A 16,687-nucleotide genomic window follows, 5' to 3' on the forward strand; every position below is an offset into this window, starting at 1 on the left:
TTTTGGGCATGGGGATAGTCGCCGGGTTGGACAGTTCGCCCGATTTCACTCGTATCGTCATCTGTGACACGGAGACGGGGGCCGTACTCCGGCAGGGATACGCGCCGCATCCGGTGGAGGGGCCCGAGGGCGGGGGCCGTCCCTGCGACGTCGATCCGCAGGCGTGGCTGCTGTCCCTGGGCGAGGCGGCGGCCGGTGGGCTGCTGGAGGGCGTGCAGGCCATCGGCGTGTCGGCGCAGGCGAACGCGGTCGTGCCGCTGGACGCGCAGGGCAACACCGTGCGGCCGGCGATGACCGGCGGGGACAAGCGGGCGCAGGTGGCGGCGGCCGACCTGGTCGACGCGCTCGGCGGGCGCGAGGCGTGGGCGCAGGCCGTGGGCTGCGTGCCGCAGGCCGCGCACGCCGTGACCAAGCTGCGCTGGCTGGCGCGCAACGAGCCGGAGGCCGCCGCGCGCACCGCCGTCCTGCTCCAGGCCCACGACTGGCTGGTGTGGCAGCTGCTGGGGCGGCCGGTGCGCAGGACCACGGACCGCGGCGGGGCCTCCGGGACCGGGTACTGGTCGGCGGCGGCCGGCACCTACCGGCCCGATCTGGTGGAGCTGGCGCTCGGGCACCAGCCGGTGCTGCCGGAGGTGATCGGCCCCTCCGACGCGGCCGGTACGACGCCGGAGGGGCTGCTGATCTCCGCCGGGACCGGGGAGACGATGGCCGCCGCCTTCGGGCTCGGGATCGGGCTCGGGGACGCGGTGGTGTCCCTCGGGGCGTCCGGGTCCGTGATGGCCGTGCATTCCGAGCCGCTCGTCGACCAGTCCGGGATGATCACCGCGCTCGCGGACGCGACCGGCATGCACCTGCCGGTCGTCACCACGCTGAACGCCGTACGGGCCCTGCGCGGGACCGCCGAGCTGCTCGGGGTGCCGGATCTGGAGAGCCTGTCGGAGCTGGCGACGAGGTCGACGCCGGGGGCGCACGGGCTGGTGCTGCTGCCCTACCTGGAAGGGGAGCGGACGCCCGCCCTCCCCCACACCGCGGGGACGCTGGCGGGGCTGCGGCGCGAGTCGATGAAGCCGGAGCACCTGGCACGGGCCGCGTTCGAGGGGATGCTGTGCGGGCTGGCCGACGCCCTGGACGTGCTGCGCGGCCGGGGCGTGGAGGTGCGGCGGATCTTCCTGCTGGGGCCGGCGGCGGAACTGCCCGCCGTACAGGCGGTGGCGCCGTCGCTGTTCGGGACGCAGGTCGTCGTGCCGCAGCCCGCGGACTACGCCGCGATCGGCGCCGCGCGGCAGGCGGCCTGGGCCCTCGGCGTGCAGCAGGGCACCCTCGATCCGCGGACCCCGCCGGCGTGGCAGGGGGCGGTCGCGCAGGTGCTGGAGCCGGGCGAGGAGCTGGCGGTGGGTCAGGCGGTGCGGCAGCAGTTCGTGACGGTGCGGGAGCAGACCCATCCGGGGGCGTTCCGCCCCTGAGGGGTCGCCCGCGGGGTCGGGGCGGGGTCCTGTTGGGTTAATTCGGTTGAGGTAACGCGGGTGGAGTGCCCGACGATGGGGGCCAGGGGCAGCCACCCGCCCCTCCCGCCGACTCCGAGAGACCGAGCGTGCTCATACGACTGTTGCGGACCTGTCTCAGGCCCTACAAGAGACCCGTCGCCCTGCTGGTGGCGCTGCAGTTCCTGCAGACCTGCGCCACCCTCTACCTGCCGACCCTGAACGCGGACATCATCGACAACGGTGTCGTGCACGGCGACACCGGCTACATCCTGGGCTACGGCGCCCTGATGATCGGCATCTCGCTGGCGCAGGTGGTGTGCAACATCGGCGCCGTCCACTACGGCGCGCGGACGGCGTCGGCGCTGGGACGGGACCTGCGGGCCGCCGTCTTCGACCGGGTGCAGTCCTTCTCCGCCCGTGAGGTCGGTCACTTCGGCGCCCCCTCGCTCATCACCCGGACCACCAACGACGTCCAGCAGGTCCAGATGCTGGCCCTGATGACGTTCACGCTGATGGTGTCGGCGCCGATCATGTGCGTCGGCGGCATCGTGATGGCGCTCGGCCTGGACGTGCCGCTGTCGGGGGTGCTGGTCGCGGTCGTGCCGGTGCTCGGCGTCTGCGTGACGCTGATCGTGCGGCGGCTGCGCCCGCTGTTCCGGGCCATGCAGGAGCGCCTGGACACGGTGAACCGGGTGCTGCGCGAGCAGATCACCGGCAACCGGGTCATCCGCGCCTTCGTCCGCGACGACTACGAGGAGCGGCGGTTCCGGAAGGCCAACGCCGACCTGACCGAGGTGGCGCTGGGCTCCGGCAATCTGCTGGCGCTGATGTTCCCCGTGGTGATGACGGTGGTGAACCTGTCGTCGATCGCGGTGGTGTGGTTCGGCGCCCACCGGATCGCCGACGGCGACATGCAGATCGGCGACCTGACGGCGTTCCTCGCCTATCTGATGCAGATCGTGATGTCCGTGATGATGGCCACCTTCATGTTCATGATGGTACCGCGGGCGGAGGTGTGCGCCGAGCGCATCCAGGAGGTGCTCCGGACGTCGTCGAGCGTGGTGCCGCCGGCGGCGCCGGTCACCCGGCTGCGTCGGCACGGTCACCTGGAGATCCGGGGTGCGGGCTTCCGTTACCCGGGGGCGGAGGAGCCGGTGCTCAGGAGCGTCGACCTGGTGGCGCGGCCCGGTGAGACCACCGCCGTCATCGGCTCGACCGGCAGCGGCAAGTCCACGCTGCTCGGGCTGGTCCCGCGGCTGTTCGACGCCACCGAGGGGGACGTGCTCGTCGACGGGGTGGACGTGCGGACCCTCGATCCGCGGCTGCTGGCGCGGACCGTCGGGCTGGTGCCGCAGAAGCCGTACCTGTTCGCGGGGACGGTGGCGACCAATCTGCGCTACGGCAATCCGGACGCCACGGACGAGGAACTGTGGCACGCGCTGGAGGTGGCGCAGGCGAAGGAGTTCGTGGAGCGGCTGGAGGGCGGGCTGGACGCGCCGATCGCGCAGGGCGGGACGAACGTGTCCGGCGGTCAGCGGCAGCGGCTGGCCATCGCCCGCACCCTGGTGCAGCGGCCGGAGATCTACCTCTTCGACGACTCCTTCTCCGCGCTCGACTACGCCACCGACGCGGCCCTGCGCGCGGCGCTGGCCCACGAGACCGCCGAGGCGACCGTGGTGATCGTCGCCCAGCGGGTGGCGACCATCCGGGACGCCGACCGGATCGTCGTCCTGGACGAGGGCCGGGTGGTCGGCGCGGGCCGGCACGAGGACCTGATGGCCGGCAACGACACCTACCGGGAGATCGTGCTCTCCCAGCTCACGGAAGCGGAGGCTGCCTGATGGCCGGGCCTGCGGGGCGGATGATGGCCGGGGGCGGACCCGACCAGCGCTCGATGGACTTCAAGGGGTCGGGCAAACGGCTCCTCGCCCGGTTCGAGCCGGAGCGGACGACGATCTGGGCCCTGCTGCTGTGCGTGGTCCTCAGCGTCGGCCTGAACGTGATCGGACCGAAGATCCTCGGCCGGGCCACCGATCTGGTCTTCGCGGGGATCATCGGGCGGGACATGCCGTCCGGGGCCACCAAGGAGCAGGTCCTGGACGCCATGCGGGAGCGCGGCGACGGGAACGTGGCCGACATGCTGCGCGGCACCGACTTCACCCCGGGCGAGGGCATCGACTTCACCGCCGTGGGGAACGTGCTGCTGCTCGCGCTGGGCACCTTCCTCGTCGCCGGCCTGCTGATGGCGGTGGCCACGCGGCTGGTGAACCGGGCGGTCAACCGGACGGTGTACCGGATGCGCGAGGACGTGCAGACGAAGCTGTCCCGGCTGCCGCTGTCGTACTTCGACAAGCGGCAGCGCGGCGAGGTGCTCTCCCGCGCCACCAACGACATCGACAACATCGGGCAGACGCTCCAGCAGTCGATGGGGCAGCTCATCAACTCGGTGCTGACCATCGTCGGCGTACTGGTGATGATGTTCTACGTCTCCTGGATCCTGGCGCTGGTGGCGCTGGTGACCGTGCCGCTGTCGTTCGTGGTCGCCACCTGGATCGGCAAGCGGTCGCAGCCGCAGTTCGTGCAGCAGTGGCGCTCCACGGGCACGCTGAACGCGCACATCGAGGAGATGTACACCGGGCACACCCTGGTGAAGGTGTTCGGGCGGCAGGAGGAGTCGGCGCGGCAGTTCGCCGAGCAGAACGAGGCGCTGTACGAGGCCGGGTTCAAGGCGCAGTTCAACAGCGGGATCATGCAGCCGCTGATGATGTTCGTGTCCAACCTGAACTACGTGCTGGTCGCCGTCGTCGGCGGGCTGCGGGTCGCCTCGGGTGCCCTGTCCATCGGTGACGTGCAGGCCTTCATCCAGTACTCGCGGCAGTTCTCGATGCCGCTGACGCAGGTCGCGTCGATGGCGAACCTGGTGCAGTCGGGCGTCGCCTCCGCCGAGCGGATCTTCGAGCTGCTGGACGCCGAGGAGCAGGAGCCGGACGCGGTGCCGGCGCAGCGGCCGGAACGGCTGCGCGGGCGGGTGGAGCTGGAGCACGTGTCGTTCCGCTACGACCCCGACAAGCCGCTGATCGAGGACCTGTCGCTGAAGGTGGAACCGGGGCACACGGTCGCCATCGTCGGGCCGACGGGGGCCGGCAAGACGACCCTGGTGAACCTGCTGATGCGGTTCTACGAGGTCTCCGGCGGGCGGATCCTGCTCGACGGCGTCGACATCGCGAGGATGTCGCGGGACGAGCTGCGCGCCGGGATCGGCATGGTGCTCCAGGACACCTGGCTGTTCGGCGGCACCATCGCGGAGAACATCGCGTACGGCGCCGCCCGCGAGGTCACGCGCGGGGAGATCGAGGAGGCGGCGCGGGCCGCGCACGCCGACCGGTTCATCCGGACGCTGCCCGAGGGCTACGACACCGTGGTCGACGGTGAGGGCAGCGGGGTCAGCGCCGGCGAGAAGCAGCTCATCACCATCGCGCGGGCGTTCCTGTCCGACCCGGTGATCCTGGTGCTGGACGAGGCGACCAGCTCGGTCGACACCCGGACCGAGGTGCTGATCCAGAAGGCGATGGCCAAACTGGCGCACGGGCGGACGTCGTTCGTCATCGCGCACCGGCTGTCGACCATCCGGGACGCGGACACGATCCTCGTCATGGAGAACGGATCGATCGTCGAGCAGGGGACGCACCGGGACCTGCTGGCGTCGGGCGGAGCGTACGCGCGGCTGTACCAGGCGCAGTTCGCGCAGGCGGTGGCCGAGGTGGACTGAGGGCTCGCCGCGCGGACCGGGTCGCGGGAAGGCGACGCCACCGGCCGGCGCCGTGGAATCGACCGCCCGCCGCCTTGTTCGTGCCTCGTTCACGCTCACGACGGCGGGCACTCATACCGTTGAAGCCTTCACTACCGAGCATCTGTTGCCTCCGAATCGGCACTCGAGCAGGGGGGCTTGGGATGTTCGAGTCGATCGCTGACTTCCTCGACGGCGTGAGTGACGGGGAGATGTGGGCGGGCGGCGTGATCTGCGCCCTGTCCGCGGCTCTCATGGCGTACTGGTTGGACAGGTACCAGGGCTGGCGGCGGATCAGCTGGAGCGAGGTCTACAACGGGCCCATCAACAAGCACATCACCAGCCGGACGTCCGCGGACATGTGGGAGATCCACTGGCAGGGACGCCCCATCCTCGAGGGCAGCCTGGTCATCGTGGAGGTGCGCAACTCCGGTGTGCAGACGCTGGAGCCGGAGCACTTCGCCGCCCCGCTGAACTTCACCTTCCCCGGCAAGAAGGTCGTGCACTTCAAGGTGCGCGACGCCAACGCGCCGCTGGAGGCGACCCTGCGCCCCCAGGTGGCCGCAGCGGCCGCCGACCGCCGGTCCGACACCATCGTCCTACCGCTGTTCACCCTCAACCGGCGGGAACGGTTCCGGCTTCTGGTGCTGCTGGAGGACAACGGGTCCGGGGCCGGGGAGAGACTTCCCAAGATCACCTCGGGCGGGAGGGTGAAGGGCGGCCGGATCAAGCGGACCGCCGGGAGGGCCAGGCGCCGGTGGGCCGCCGTCATCGTCCTGGCGCTGGTGGCAGTGTCGAGCCTGGGCACCGGCGTCTACGCCCACAACAGGAGCCTGGAGCTGTCGGCGACCTGTTCCCGGGGCGAGCTGCAGGTGACGGGATCCACCGCCTTCTCCCCCCACGTCCACCAGGTCAAGGAGGAGTACGAGCGGCGGTGCTCCGGCGCGGAGGTGGTGCTGGACGCGAGCAACAGCGCCGAGGGGCTGGAGAAGCTGGAGGCCCACCCGACGGCGGAGATGATCGCCATGGCGGACATCGCGCCCGGAGGCAAGCCGCGGCAGGACTTCGACGCCCACCGGGTCGGGGTGCTCGTCTACGCGGTGGTGGCCCACCGGAGGCTGGCCGAGCGGCTGGGTCCGGACCTCTGGCGGGACGGCCTGTCCCAGGTGGAACTCGCCCAGGCCTACCGGGGGGAGGCCATCGACGGCGTCGAGGTCATGGCGGTGAACCGGGACGGCGGGTCGGGGACCCGGCAGTCCTTCGAGGACGAGGTGAGTGGCGCGCAGGACACCCCTGACCGCGATTGCAAGCCCCGCAGGACCGGCGTGTGCTCCGTAGCGACCACGATGGAACTGCTCGACTACGTCAACCAGAACCCGAACGCCATCGGCTACGCGGAGGCCGGCGCCCTGCCCTTCTTCCCCAACGTGCGCACCGTTCCGGTCAACGGAACCCCCCCGACCAAGGAGAACGTCCTCAGTGGCGACTACCGCTTCTGGGCCGCCGAGTTCCTCTACACCCGTAGGAATGCCACCGGGCTGACCCGGAACTTCCTGGACTTCTTCGGCAGCCGGGGGGTGTCGAAGCTCCTCGACGGCCAGGGCTTCCTTCCGTGCCGTGAGCTGGAGGACGCCAGGAACGAGGAGGCGAGGTGCGGTGAGGGCTGATCAGTCCAGGTAGCCCCGCAACTGGTCCGCGTAGGCGTGGTCGCGGAGCCTGTTGAGGGTCTTGGACTCGATCTGCCGGATGCGCTCGCGGGTCACGCCGAAGAGGCGCCCTATCTCCTCCAGTGTGCGCGGCCGGCCGTCGACGAGGCCGTAACGGAGCTGGACGACCTCGCGTTCGCGCTCGCCGAGGGTGGACAGGACCGCCTCCAGGTGCTCGCGCAGCAGCAGGAACGCGGCCGACTCGACGGGGCTGGCGGCGTCGCCGTCCTCGATCAGGTCGCCGAGGGCGAGGTCGTCCTCCTCGCCGACGGGGGCGTGCAGGGAGACGGGTTCCTGGGCCAGGCGGAGGACCTCGCCGACGCGCTCGGGCGGCAGTCCCAGGTGGGCGGCGACCTCCGCCGGGGTCGGTTCACAGCCGCGTTCCTGGAGCAGGCGGCGCTGGACGCGGACGACGCGGTTGATCAGCTCCACGACGTGGACGGGGACGCGGATGGTGCGGGCCTGGTCGGCCAGCGCGCGGGACATGGCCTGGCGGATCCACCAGGTGGCGTAGGTGGAGAACTTGTAGCCGCGGGCGTAGTCGAACTTCTCGACGGCCCGGATGAGGCCCAGGTTGCCCTCCTGGACGAGGTCGAGCATGGTCAGGCCGCGGCCGACGTACCGCTTGGCGACGGACACCACGAGCCGCAGGTTGGCCTCGATGAGCTGCCGCTTGGCCATCCGGCCCAGGACGACCAGCCGGTCCAGGTCCCCGGCGAGCCGGCTGTCCAGGTCTGGGGTGGTGCTCAGCTTCTCCTCGGCGAACAGGCCGGCTTCCACACGGCGGGCCAGTTCGACCTCCTCGGCCGCGGTGAGCAGGGGGATGCGGCCGATCTCCCGCAGGTACTGGCGGAACAGGTCCGCCGACGGCCCACCGGCCTCGGGACGGACGGGGGGCGCCTCGGCGGGCTCGACCGGCCCGACGGGGTCCACGGGTTCCACGGGCTCGACCAGCCCGACGGGTTCCACGGCCTCGGCGGGATCGATGGGCTCGACGGGCTCGGCGGGTTCCGCGGCCTCGGCGGGTCCGGGGATCCCGGCCGCCTCGGCGGGCGGTCCGGCCGGGGCGGGCACCGGCACCGCCTCCGGCCGCGTCCGCGGACGGCGCACGGTACGGCTCCGCGAAGGGACCGCGAGGAGGACGCCGGAGCCGGCGTCCTCCTCCGTGCCGTCGGTACCGATTTCGTGGGTGTGGGTGGGGGTCCGGGTCTGCACGGGGGCGACCTCCAGGATGATCGCTGCTGAGGTGTACGGCAGCGGTACTTCGGGGGCGGAGGCGGCGGCCTCGCCGCTGTCCGTCCCGTCGGCGACGAGGGGGACCGCGGGGGGACCCGCGGGTGACGGGCCGGCCGCGCTCCGAGGACTCAGGCACCGGAACCCAGTGTGGAGTACGACACATCGCCGCCACGAGGGGCGTGCGGTGACTTTTTGCGTCCGGTTCGTGACCGGGGGGTGGTCCGGGCCGTCCGGTCACCGGGGCCGTGCCGGGCCGCCGCCCGGTCAGAGGGCGGCGGCGCCGTGCTCCCGCAGGGCCTGGTCGTACTGCTGGAGCACCCACAGCTCGTTCTGCACGGCGGCCAGCTGGGCCGGGTCGCCGTGGCTGCCCAGGCGGGTGAGCTGGCTCTGGATGTCGCGGATGCGGCGCTCGACGGCGCGGCGGCGGACGGTGACGAGCTGGGCGCCGGCGTAGGTCTCGTCGACCTCCTTGCGCAGCATGATCGCCTCGACCGCCAGTTCGGTGACCATCGCGCGGACGGTGTCGTCGGGGGCGGCTTCGCGGACGCGGACCAGGTAGCCCTGCGGGTCCCGGACGCCCGGTTCGGCGCCGCCGGCGTCCAGGATGGCCTGGCGCACGGCCGCGTAGGGCGGGGCGGTGAACTCGTCGACGCCGTACGCGTCGAAGGCCGGGGAGACCAACTCGGGCCGCTGGAGGGCGAGTTTCAGCAGCTCGCGCTCGGTGGCGTAGACGGGGTTGCGGAGGTTGAGGGCCGGGCCGCGCGGGGCGGGCCGGTCGGGGGCGGCGGCGTACTGCTGCCGGGGGGCGGGCGTGGGCGCGGGGCCCTTGCCGCCGCGGTCGCGGGCCCAGCGGGCCAGCTGGGCCACCCGCTTGACGACGAACTGCGTGTCGAGGATGCCGAGCATGCCCGCGAGCTGGACGGCGACCTCGTGCTGGGCGCCGCTGTTCTTGATGCGGGCGACGACGGGGGCGGCCTCGTCCAGGGCGGCGGCGCGGCCCGCCGGGGTGTCGAGGTCGTAACGGCCCACGATCTGGCGCAGCGCGAACTCGAACAGCGGCGTGCGCGGCTCGACCAGGTCGGCGACGGCCTCGTCGCCCTTGGCCAGGCGCAGGTCGCAGGGGTCCATGCCGTCGGGGGCGATGGCGATGTAGGTCTCGGCGGCGAACTTCTGGTCGTCCTCGAAAGCGCGCAGGGCCGCCTTCTGGCCGGCCGCGTCGCCGTCGAAGGTGAAGATCACGCGGGCCGAGCCGTTGTCCATCAGCAGACGGCGCAGGATCTTGATGTGGTCACCGCCGAAGGCGGTGCCACAGGTGGCGATGGCGGTGCGCACCCCGGCGAGGTGGCAGGCCATGACGTCGGTGTAGCCCTCGACGACGACCGCGCGGGAGGTCTTGGCGATCTCCTTCTTCGCCAGGTCGATGCCGTACAGGACCTGGGACTTCTTGTAGATCGCCGTCTCGGGGGTGTTGAGGTACTTCGGGCCGTTGTCCGCCTCGTACAGCTTGCGGGCGCCGAAGCCGACGACCTCGCCGCCGATGTCGCGGATCGGCCACATCAGGCGGCCCCGGAACCGGTCGATGGGGCCGCGGCGGCCCTCCTGGGACAGGCCGGAGAGGATCAGCTCCTTGTCGCTGAAGCCCTTGCCGCGCAGGTAGCGGGTGAGGTGGTCCCAGCCCTGCGGGCTGTAGCCGACGCCGAAGTGCACGGCGGCGGCCTGGTCGAAGCCGCGTTCGGCGAGGAAGACCCGGCCGGCCTCGGCCTCGGGGCTGGTGGCGAGCTGTTCGGCGTACCACTCGGCGGCGATCTTGTGGGCCTCGACCAGGCGGATGCGCTCGCCGCGCTGGTGGGCGGGGTTGTACCCGCCCTCCTCGTAACGCAGGGTGATGCCGGCCTGGGCGGCGAGGCGCTCGACCGCCTCCGAGAAGGAGAGGTGGTCGATCTTCATCACGAACGTGATGGTGTCGCCGCCCTCCTGGCAGCCGAAGCAGTGGAAGAGTCCCTTGCTCGGGCTGACCTGGAAGGACGGCGACTTCTCGTCGTGGAACGGGCACAGCCCCTTCAGGTTGCCGCCGCCCGCGTTGCGCAGCTGGAGGTACTCGGACACCACGGCGTCGATCGGGACCGCGTCCCGTACCGCCTTCACGTCCTCGTCGTTGATCCGTCCTGCCACGCGTGAATTCTACGGGGGCGGTACGACACTCCTGACGGCTCCGGACGGCTCCCGGGGCGCGCGGGCGGCTGCGGACCGGCACGTCCCGGCCTCCGGCGGTTCACGGGACCAGGCTGTCGAGGGGGACGTGCGGGTCCGCCAGGGCCTCCGTGTCCACCCGCGCCCGCGAGCGGATCAGCCGCTGGACGGTGTCCGTGACGTCCCACACGTTCACGTTCATCCCGGCCAGCACCCGGCCCTCGTTCACCCAGAAGGCGAGGAACTCGCGCTTGCCCGCGTCCCCCCGGATCACCACCTGGTCGTACGTCCCCGGGGGCGCCCAGCCCGAGTACTCCATGCCCAGGTCGTACTGGTCGGAGAAGAAGTAGGGGACGCGGTCGTGGACGACGTCCCGGCCGAGCATGGCGCGGGCCGCCGCCGGGCCGCCGTGGAGGGCGTTGGCCCAGTGCTCCACGCGCATCCGGGTGCCGAGGAGGGGGTGCGGGAAGGAGGCGACGTCGCCGGCGGCGTGGATGTCGGGGTCGGAGGTGCGCAGCCGTTCGTCGACGGCGATGCCGCCGCCGTGCTCGGGGCCGGCGATCTCCAGGCCGGCCGCCTCGGCGAGGGCGGTGCGCGGGAGGGCGCCGACCGCGACGAGCACGCTGTGCGCGGGGTGCTCCTCGCCGTCGTCGGTGCGGGCGGCCAGGACCGCGCCGTCCTGGCCGACGATCTCGGTGAGCCGGGCGCCGAAGTGGAAGCGGACGCCGTGCTCGCGGTGCAGCCCGGTGAACAGCTCGCCCAGCTCGGGGCCGAGGACGCCGTGCAGCGGGGTCGGCTCGGGCTCGATGACGGTGACCTCGGCGCCGTACTCGCGGGCCGCGGCGGCGACCTCCAGGCCGATCCAGCCGGCGCCCGCGATCACCAGGTGGCCGTTGTCCCGGCCCAGGACGGCCAGGGCGCCCCTGAGGCACTCGGCGTGCGGGAGGCGGCGCAGGTGGTGCACGCCCGCCAGGCCGGTGCCGGGGACGTCGAGGCGGCGGGGTTCGGCGCCGGTCGCCAGCAGCAGCTTGTCGTAGCGGACGACGGCGCCGTCCTCGCCGAAGCGGACCGTGCGCGCGGCGCGGTCGACGGCGTCGACGCTCTGGTCCAGGTGGAGCTCGATGTCGTGGCGCGCGTACCAGGTGGGTTCGTGGACGAAGACGCCGGCGCGTTCCTCCTTGCCGAGCAGGTAGCCCTTGGACAGCGAGGGCCGCTCGTAGGGGTGGTCGCGTTCGTCGCAGATCAGTATCACCCGTCCGGGGAAGCCCTCCGTACGGAGCGTCTCGGCCGCCTTCACGCCGGCCAGGCCGCCTCCGACGATGACGAATGTCTGATCCGCGTCCACCACTTGTCTGCCTCCTCGTCAGGTGCCGCCCTTGTGAGCGTCCCGCACGGAGCGTGACGCGGGAAGGGGAATGACCCGATCAGGCCACGCTCGGTCACGTTCGGGAGCCCTCGCGCCACCCGGTCCCCGCCAGTGTCATGGGTGCCCCGTCAAACGGGCGTGAAGCGAGCGGGCGGAGGTGTCGGTGAGGGAGGCGATCTGGTCGACGATCACCCGTTTGCGGGCGCGGTCGTCGCCGGCCCGGTGGAACAGGGTGCGGAACTGGGGGTCCAGTCCGTCGGGGGCGCGGGCGGTGAGCGCCTCGGCCAGTTCGGCGACGACCGCCTGCTGGTCGACGCGGAGCCGGGTCTGCTCGTCGCGCTGCATCACGTACCGGTCGGCGACCGCCTTGAGGACCGCGCACTCCATGCGGGTCTCGCGCGGGACGACCAGCTCGGCGCCGTACCGGGTGAGGCCGCCGCCTCCTCCCCCGGTGCCCGAACGGCCCGGGTGGTATCCCCACGCCCGGCGGGTGGCGCCTTCGGCGGCCAGGCAGAAGCGGCCGATGAGCTGGCTGGTGGCGTCCTTCAGGCGGGCCTGGGCGACGGCCGAGCCGTCGTAGCCGTGCGGCCACCACTCCTGCTCCAGGAGCCGGTCGAGGGCGGCGGCGAGTTCCTCCGGGTCGGTGCCGGCCGGGACGTACCGGCCGATCGCGACCTCGAAGACCGCCTGCCGCTCCGGGTCGGCGAGCAGGCAGTTGGGGTCGATGTGGCCGGCGTGCAGGCCGTCCTCGACGTCGTGCACCGAGTAGGCCACGTCGTCGGACCAGTCCATGACCTGCGCCTCGAAGCAGGCGCGGCCGGCGGGGGCGCCCTCGCGGACCCAGTCGAAGACGGGCCGGTCGTCGTCGTAGACGCCGAACTTCGGCGAGGCCGGGTTCGTGGGGTGGGCACCGCGGGGCCAGGGGTACTTGGTGGCGGCGTCCAGGGTGGCGCGGGTGAGGTTCAGGCCGACGCTGACGGGGTCGCCTCCGGGGCCGGTGACGAACCGTTTGGGTTCGATGCGGGTGAGCAGGCGCAGCGACTGGGCGTTGCCCTCGAAGCCGCCGCAGTCGTGCGCGAACTCGTTCAGCGCCTCCTCGCCGTTGTGGCCGAAGGGGGGATGGCCCAGGTCGTGGGAGAGGCAGGCGGCCTCCACCAGGTCCGGGTCGCAGCCCAGGGCGGCACCGAGCTCCCGGCCGACCTGGGCGCACTCGAGGGAGTGGGTCAGACGGGTGCGGGGGCTGGCGTCCCAGGCGGGGCCCCCGGTGCCCGGGGTGACCACCTGCGTCTTGCCGGCCAGGCGGCGCAGGGCCGCGGAGTGCAGCACGCGGGCGCGGTCGCGCTGGAAGGCGGTGCGGCCGGGGCGCTTGTCGGGCTCGGGGGCCCAGCGCTCCACTGACGCGGGGTCGTAGCCGGCGGGGGGTGCGGGTGCCATGGTCCGACAGTAAGCGGCGGGTGTGACAAGCGGGCACCTCCCCGCCCGCCGGGTTCCGCTGCGGGCGGGCGCGGGCCGTTCGCGGCGGCCCGCGCGGCTCCCCGCGCCCCTCAGGCGGCGTCGCGCGCGCCGCCCGCTTCGCACGCCTGGTCGTACCGGTGCAGGATCAGGCGCGCCATCGCCGGGTGCGCTCCCAGGGGTTTCGCCACCAGCCGGGGCGCCGCTCGCGCGCACTCCGCCGCGAAGCGGCCCGGAGCCGTGAAGCAGGACGCCACCGCTATGCGGTGGCGTCCCCGGGCGGCCAGGGCCCGGACGGCGGCGCGGACCGTGGGCGCCGCCGCGGAGGCGTACGCCGGGGTCACCGGGACGCCGAGGCGTTCGGCGAGGAGGCGGGCGGTGCGGCGGGTGTCGGCGGCCGAGTCGGGGTCCCGGGAGCCGGCCGCGGCCAGCACGACGGCGCTCGCCCGGCGCTCGGCCTCGTCCGCGGGCGTGCGCCAGCCCGCCTCGACGAGCCGGGCGTACAGGGTCTCCACGAGCAGCGGGTGCGGGCCGAGCGGGGCGGCCACGCGCGCGCGTACCGGTGCGGCCGCCGCCATCTCGGGGATGTCCCGCTTGACGTGGTGGCCGCGGCCGACCAGCAGCGGCACCAGGACCGCGTCCGTGCCGCCGAGGGCGGCGAGGGCGGCGGGGAGCAGGGGCTCGTTCAGTTCGACGTGGCCCAGGTGCACCGGCAGGGCGGGGCGCAGGTCGCGGACCCGGTCCAGGAGCGCGCGGACGGTGCCCAGGGCGCGCGGGTCGCGGCTGCCGTGCGCGACGAGGACCAGCGCGGGCCGGGCGGGAGGAGTGCCGGTCCGGCCGGTCGGGTGGCTGGTGCGGTTCGTGGGGCCGGTCCGGTTCGTGGGGTGCGCCGTCATGCGCCGATCGTGGCGGTGGGACGTTGCCCCGCCGTTGCGCGGGCGTGTCGGAGGTTTTCCGGCCGTTCACGGGGCGGGCGGGGGGTGTGTGAGGCGGGTGTGCGGGGCACCACCGGGCGCGGTGTTCGAGCCGGACCCCACCCACCTCGGGCCGCGGGAGCCCGGCGTGGCGCGGGCGCTGGAGGACGAACGGTGACGGGCGCCTCACGGCGGGGTCCCGGCCGCGGGGAGGTCACCGTCCCGGTGGTGTAACAGGGAGCCGCCCGGGGGCGTAACACGCCCGTCGGACGCTGGCGGCATGCAGAACTCCGCGCCGACGCCCACGCACTGCCCGTACTGCGCCCTGCAGTGCGGGATGAACCTGACGCCCGCCGCCGACGGGACGGTGGAGGTGAGCGAGCGCGCGGACTTCCCGGTGAACCGGGGGGCGCTGTGCGGCAAGGGGCGTACGGCGCCGCAGGTGCTCTCGTCGCGGGTGCGGCTGACCTCCGCGCTGGTGCGCTCCGGGGACGGCACGCTGGTGCCCGCCTCCTGGGAGGAGGCGCTGGACCGGGTCGCCGCGGGCCTCACGCGCGCGCGTGAGGCCCGCGGCCCGGACGCGGTCGGCGTGTTCGGCGGGGGCGGGCTGACCAACGAGAAGGCGTACGCGCTGGGGAAGTTCGCGCGGGTGGTGCTCGGCACCTCCCAGATCGACTACAACGGCCGGTTCTGCATGTCGTCGGCGGCGGCGGCCGGCACGAAGGCGTTCGGGCTCGACCGGGGGCTGCCGTTCCCGCTGGAGGACATCCCGAGGACGGGCTGCGTGATCCTCGTCGGGTCCAACCCGGCGGAGACCATGCCGCCCGCCCTGCGGTACTTCAGCGAGCTGCGCGAGAACGGCGGCACGCTGATCGTCGTCGACCCGCGCCGCACGAGGACCGCCGACCTGGCCGACCTGCACCTGGCGCCCCGGCCGGGGACCGACCTGGCGCTGGCGCTGGGCCTGCTGCACCTGGTGGTGGCCGAGGGACGGGTGGACGAGGCGTACGTGCGCGAGCGCACGGTGGGCTGGGAGGAGGCCCGGGCGGCGGCGATGGCGCACTGGCCGGAGTACGTGGAGCGGATCACGGGGGTCTCCGTTCCGCAACTGAGGGAGGCGGTGCGGCTGTTCTGCGCGCCGGAGGCGGCCATGGTGCTCACCGCGCGCGGGCCCGAGCAGCAGTCCAAGGGCACGGACACGGTGGGCGCGTGGATCAACCTGTGCCTGGCGACCGGGCGGGCCGGACGGCCCCTGTCGGGGTACGGCTGCCTGACCGGGCAGGGCAACGGGCAGGGCGGGCGCGAACACGGACAGAAGGCGGACCAGTTGCCCGGTTACCGCAAGCTGACCGACCCGGCGGCGCGACGGCACGTGGCCGGGGTGTGGGGGGTGGACCCGGACAGCCTGCCGGGGCCGGGCCGCAGCGCCTACGAACTGCTCGACGCCCTGGGCACCGACATCCGCGCGCTGCTGCTGATGGGCTCCAACCCGGTGGTGTCGGCGCCGCGCGCCGCGCACGTGGAGGAGCGGATCCGCGCGCTGGACTTCCTCGCCGTGTGCGACGTCGTCCTGTCGGAGACGGCGGCGCTCGCGGACGTCGTGCTGCCGGTGACCCAGTGGGCGGAGGAGACGGGGACCACGACCAGCCTGGAGGGCCGGGTGCTGCTGCGCCGGCGGGCGGTCACGCCGCCCGAGGGCGTCCGCAGCGACCTGGAGGTGCTGCACGGGCTGGCCGCCCGGCTGGGCGCCGACCGGGGTCTGGAGAAGGGCTTCCCGACCGACCCGGAGGAGGTCTTCGAGGAACTGCGCCGGGCGAGCGCGGGCGGCCCCGCCGACTACTCCGGGATCACCTACCGCAGGCTGGCGGAGGAAAGCGGGGTGTTCTGGCCGTGCCCGGCGGCGCCCTCGGCGGGCGGGGGCGGGGGCGCCGGACCCGACGCGGCGCCGCGGGGCCCCCGTGGCGAGGACGCCGCCGGGGCCGCGCACCCGGGCACGCCCCGGCTCTTCCTCGACCGGTTCGCCACCGGGGACGGCCGGGCCCGGTTCGTGCCCGTCGCGCACCGGCCGGCCGCGGAGGAACCGGACGACGAGTACCCGCTGCTGCTGACCACCGGGCGGGTGGTGGCGCAGTACCAGTCCGGCGCCCAGACCCGGCGGGTGGCCGAGCTGAACACCGCCGCGCCCGGCCCGTTCGTGGAGCTGCACCCCCGGCTGGCGGCCCGGCTGGGCGCGGCCGAGGGCGACCCGGTGGCCGTGGTGTCCCGGCGCGGCCGGGCCGTCGTGCCCGCGCGGATCACCGGGACCATCCGTCCCGACACCGTCTTCATGCCCTTCCACTGGCCGGGCGAGGGCCGCGCCAACACCCTCACCAACCCGGCGCTGGACCCGACTTCGCGGATGCCGGAGTTCAAGACGTGCGCGGTGCGGGTGGAGGCGGTCGAGCCGTAGGCCGTGCGGAAGGGGGCGGCGGCTCGTCCGGGCCGCCGGTGTCGCCGGACGCCGCCGGGCACGGACGGGGACGGCGCTCCGCCGCGGGCGCCGGCGACCCGGC

At 73.6% G+C, this 16,687-nt stretch carries 10 protein-coding genes; 5 read left to right on the plus strand and 5 right to left on the minus strand.

From position 1 onward, the window contains the following. Window positions 1–8 precede the first annotated feature (8 nt). The 4 genes from ACSU6Z_RS08730 to ACSU6Z_RS08745 all read left to right on the plus strand — a co-directional run bounded on the left by ACSU6Z_RS08730 (window position 9) and on the right by ACSU6Z_RS08745 (window position 6,938). Window positions 9–1,463: an FGGY family carbohydrate kinase gene (locus ACSU6Z_RS08730; protein ID WP_437044382.1), complete on the plus strand. Its 1,455-nt coding sequence runs from the start codon at window positions 9–11 to the stop codon at window positions 1,461–1,463. 128 nt (window positions 1,464–1,591) lie between these two features. Further along, window positions 1,592–3,325: an ABC transporter ATP-binding protein gene (locus ACSU6Z_RS08735; RefSeq protein ID WP_437044383.1), complete on the plus strand. Its 1,734-nt coding sequence runs from the start codon at window positions 1,592–1,594 to the stop codon at window positions 3,323–3,325. Further along, on the plus strand, window positions 3,325–5,253 hold the full coding sequence (locus ACSU6Z_RS08740) for an ABC transporter ATP-binding protein (RefSeq protein WP_437044384.1): 1,929 nt from the start codon (window positions 3,325–3,327) through the stop codon (window positions 5,251–5,253). Before ACSU6Z_RS08735 ends, ACSU6Z_RS08740 begins: the two co-directional genes overlap by 1 nt. A 182-nt stretch (window positions 5,254–5,435) precedes the next feature. Beyond that, window positions 5,436–6,938, plus strand: a complete 1,503-nt coding sequence (locus tag ACSU6Z_RS08745) for a substrate-binding domain-containing protein (RefSeq protein ID WP_437044385.1) — start codon at window positions 5,436–5,438, stop codon at window positions 6,936–6,938. Here the strand turns inward: ACSU6Z_RS08745 and ACSU6Z_RS08750 are convergent, their stop codons facing one another. The 5 genes from ACSU6Z_RS08750 to ACSU6Z_RS08770 form a co-directional block, all read right to left on the minus strand. After that, window positions 6,939–8,192: an RNA polymerase sigma factor gene (locus ACSU6Z_RS08750; protein WP_437044386.1), complete on the minus strand. Its 1,254-nt coding sequence runs from the start codon at window positions 8,190–8,192 to the stop codon at window positions 6,939–6,941. Window positions 8,193–8,477: 285 nt separating this feature from the next. Further along, window positions 8,478–10,385, minus strand: a complete 1,908-nt coding sequence (dnaG, locus tag ACSU6Z_RS08755; protein WP_437044387.1) for a DNA primase — start codon at window positions 10,383–10,385, stop codon at window positions 8,478–8,480. Window positions 10,386–10,485: 100 nt separating this feature from the next. Further along, on the minus strand, window positions 10,486–11,751 hold the full coding sequence (locus tag ACSU6Z_RS08760; RefSeq protein ID WP_437044388.1) for an NAD(P)/FAD-dependent oxidoreductase: 1,266 nt from the start codon (window positions 11,749–11,751) through the stop codon (window positions 10,486–10,488). A gap of 132 nt (window positions 11,752–11,883) precedes the next feature. Next, window positions 11,884–13,203, minus strand: coding sequence for a deoxyguanosinetriphosphate triphosphohydrolase (locus ACSU6Z_RS08765; protein ID WP_437044389.1), 1,320 nt, complete (start codon window positions 13,201–13,203; stop codon window positions 11,884–11,886). Between the two features lie 110 nt (window positions 13,204–13,313). Beyond that, on the minus strand, window positions 13,314–14,117 hold the full coding sequence (locus ACSU6Z_RS08770) for a sirohydrochlorin chelatase (RefSeq protein ID WP_437044390.1): 804 nt from the start codon (window positions 14,115–14,117) through the stop codon (window positions 13,314–13,316). Window positions 14,118–14,415: 298 nt separating this feature from the next. On the opposite strand from ACSU6Z_RS08770, the gene ACSU6Z_RS08775 reads away from it, so the two are divergent. After that, window positions 14,416–16,584, plus strand: a complete 2,169-nt coding sequence (locus ACSU6Z_RS08775; RefSeq protein WP_437044391.1) for a molybdopterin oxidoreductase family protein — start codon at window positions 14,416–14,418, stop codon at window positions 16,582–16,584. Window positions 16,585–16,687 lie beyond the last annotated feature (103 nt).

It is taken from the genome of Streptomyces sp. enrichment culture, assembly GCF_964273145.1.
GTDB lineage: Bacteria > Actinomycetota > Actinomycetes > Streptomycetales > Streptomycetaceae > Streptomyces.